The 2,859-nt window shown below is 64.0% G+C and carries 3 protein-coding genes; all 3 read left to right on the forward strand.

Features of this window, described 5'->3' with window-relative positions; genetic code table 11:
* The first annotated feature begins 97 nt into the window (after positions 1-97).
* The 3 genes from EOD07_RS29170 (at position 98) to zapE (ending at position 2,686) form a co-directional block, all read left to right on the forward strand.
* Positions 98-535 (forward strand): VOC family protein, encoded by a 438-nt coding sequence (locus EOD07_RS29170; protein WP_127237809.1) that lies wholly within the window; start codon positions 98-100, stop codon positions 533-535.
* Positions 536-732: 197 nt separating this feature from the next.
* On the forward strand, positions 733-1,290 hold the full coding sequence (locus EOD07_RS29175) for a protease inhibitor Inh/omp19 family protein (RefSeq protein ID WP_127237810.1): 558 nt from the start codon (positions 733-735) through the stop codon (positions 1,288-1,290).
* A gap of 193 nt (positions 1,291-1,483) precedes the next feature.
* A complete protein-coding gene (zapE, locus tag EOD07_RS29180) occupies positions 1,484-2,686 on the forward strand; it encodes a cell division protein ZapE (protein WP_127237811.1) in 1,203 nt (400 codons plus the stop codon).
* The last annotated feature ends 173 nt before the right edge of the window (positions 2,687-2,859 follow it).

Here is a 2,859-nt window from a genome sequence, read left to right on the forward strand (position 1 = left end):
AGATAAGGACGCGCCCGCCTGGCGCAAACATTTTGCTGGCGAATGCCAACGGGCGAAGCCCGGTTCAATTAGGATCGGGAGAGAGGGGACGGCCGTCATGGCGATGAAGCGAACCAAGACACCGTGGATGAAGGCCGAGGATTTCGGCCGCTCGCTGCCGCATGGGGTCGGCGTCAACTTATTGGTCACCGACATGGCCGCGATGGAGGCTTTCTGCCGCGACGTGCTCGGCGCCCGGATCATCTATGCCGACGAGGATTTCGCGGCGATCGAGCTTTTGGGCTCGATCTTCATGCTGCATGCCGACCATAGCTTTCTCGACAATCCGATGACGGGCGTCATCGCGGGCGCCGAGACACGCGGCGTCGGCATAGAGCTGCGCCTTTACGGCGCCGATCCGGATGCGGTCGAGAAAAAGGCGGCGGCGCTCGGCCACATTGTGCTGGCCGGCACGATCGACAAGCCGCATGGGCTGCGCGAATGCTACATCGTCGGCCCGGACGGCTATGTGTTCGTGCCGAGCGCACGGATATAATATCGATATTTCAACGGTTTAGACGAATGCCTCGGGTGGCTTTCCGGTGTGGGCCGTTTGTTGCGATAAATTTGCAACAGCTGGTTCGAAAACCCTATTTTAACCATATCGGGTTGAAATTCTGCCACCTTCGCCATCTTGGTGGAAGCGAACATTACGCGGATGGCTCCCCCCGGCCAGATCCGACGGAGGTTGGAATGAATTTTTCGAAGACTGGCCCCTTTTCCAGAACTGGCCTTGTGGCCGTATCGCTGGCCGCGCTGGTTGCGAGCGGCTGCTCGACCTCGCGCTTCTCGTCGATGGACGACCAGCAGCCGGCGCCGCTGACGCCGGCGCCATCCGGCACGGTGACGCAGAATCAGCTGCCGCCGCCGGCTTCCCCCGGCACCGCCGACGCGTCCCAATTCCCGACCGCGCCGAAGAACACCCAGGTCGCCTCGCTGCCGCCGGACGGCACGGCGCCGGCCGGCGCCACCGATCTCACCGCGGCCAGCGTCGCCGGCGTGTGGAATGTCAATGTCTCCGGGCAGAGCTGCAAGGTGGCGACGCCGCAGACCAAGTTCGGCGCCGGCTACCGCGCCGGTCCGCTGCACTGCCCGGCGCCGATCGACGGCATCAAGTCGTGGAACGTCGCCGGCAAGCAGCTGACGCTTTACGACGAAAATGGCGGCACGCTGGCCAGGCTCTATTCGTCGGGCGGCGAAAAGTTCGACGGGCAGACTTCCAATGGGCAGCCCATCTCGCTTACAAGATAGGGCGAGAGTGTGCTGATATTCAGGTGAGGCCGGTCTGCAAATGCCGGCTTCCCGCGCTTCCGGTGCTCACGTACTTCAGGTACGCTCCGCTCCGGTTCCCGGAAACCACCATTTTCGACTCGGCCTGACCTGAATCTCAACACACTCGGGCCATTCCTCGAGCGTTCCGCTCAAAAAGCAAATGACCGGATCCATGCACCTGCGTGACGGCCTCCAGACCCATGCGACCGTCAGGCAGCGCTACGACCATCTCGTCCAGAGCGGCGCGGTCGAGCGCGATCCGGCGCAGGAGCGCATCGTCACCGCGCTCGACCGGCTGATCGACGAGATCTCGGCCAAAAGGCTGGCGCATAAATCGAGCGCGCTGGGCTGGCTGTTCGCGGCCAAGCGGCAGCCGCGCGAACCGGTCAAGGGCCTCTACATCCACGGCGCCGTCGGCCGCGGCAAGACCATGCTGATGGACATGTTCTTCGAGTTGTTGCCGGTCCGGCGCAAGCGCCGCGTGCATTTCAACGACTTCATGGCCGACGTGCAGGACCGCATCCAGAAGCACCGACAGGCGCGCAAGGAAGGCACAGTCAAGGAAGACGATCCGATCCCGCCGGTGGCGCGGGCGCTGGCCGACCAGGCCTGGGTGCTGTGCTTCGACGAGTTTTCCGTCACCGACATCGCCGACGCGATGATCCTGTCGCGCCTGTTCTCGGCGCTGTTCGCCAATGGCGTGGTGCTGGTCGCCACCTCCAACGTGGCGCCCGAGAACCTCTATCGCGACGGGTTGAACCGTCAGCTCTTCCTGCCGTTCATCTCGCTGCTCGAACGCAACGCGGCGGTGATGACGCTCGACGCCGACAAGGACTACCGGCAGGAAAAGCTCAACCGGCAGCCTGTCTATGTCACGCCGGACGACGCCGCGGCCGAGCGGGCCCTGGACGAGGCCTGGAAGGCGATGACACAGGGCCAGCCGACGGCAGAGGTGACGTTGACGCTGAAAGGCCGCCAGCTCGTCGTGCCGCGCGCCGCCGGCGACGCGGCGCGCTTTTCCTTCGCCGACCTTTGCGAAAAGCCGCTCGGCGCGCGCGACTATCTGGCGCTCGCCGGCCGTTTCTCGACCGTCTTCATCGACCATGTGCCGGTGCTGGGCGAAGGCAAGCGCAATGAGGCCAAGCGCTTCATCCTTCTGATCGACACGCTCTACGATCACCGCATGCGGCTGGTGATGAGCGCAGCGGCGCCGCCCGAACGGCTTTACACGGCCAAGCGCGGCACGGAAGTCTTCGAATTTGAGCGCACCGCCTCGCGTCTTGTCGAAATGCAGAGCCGCGACTGGCTGGACGGCTGGGCGGAACGGCGCGAGGTGGACGCGCCGGCCGCTGAGGCGAGGCAGGCGCAGGGGTAGAAGGCTTCGTCATTCTAGGGCGGAGCGACGCAAAGCGTCGCGGAGACCCTAGAATGATGGGTGGACGGCCCCTTGCGGCATCGAATGTGCCAAACTGGGCTGTGATTAACTCCAGCAGAGGAGACCGTCCGTCATGCAAGTTATCAGATTTGGTATCGATTTGGCCAAGAATG

The sequence above is a fragment of the Mesorhizobium sp. M2C.T.Ca.TU.002.02.1.1 genome, from assembly GCF_003997225.1.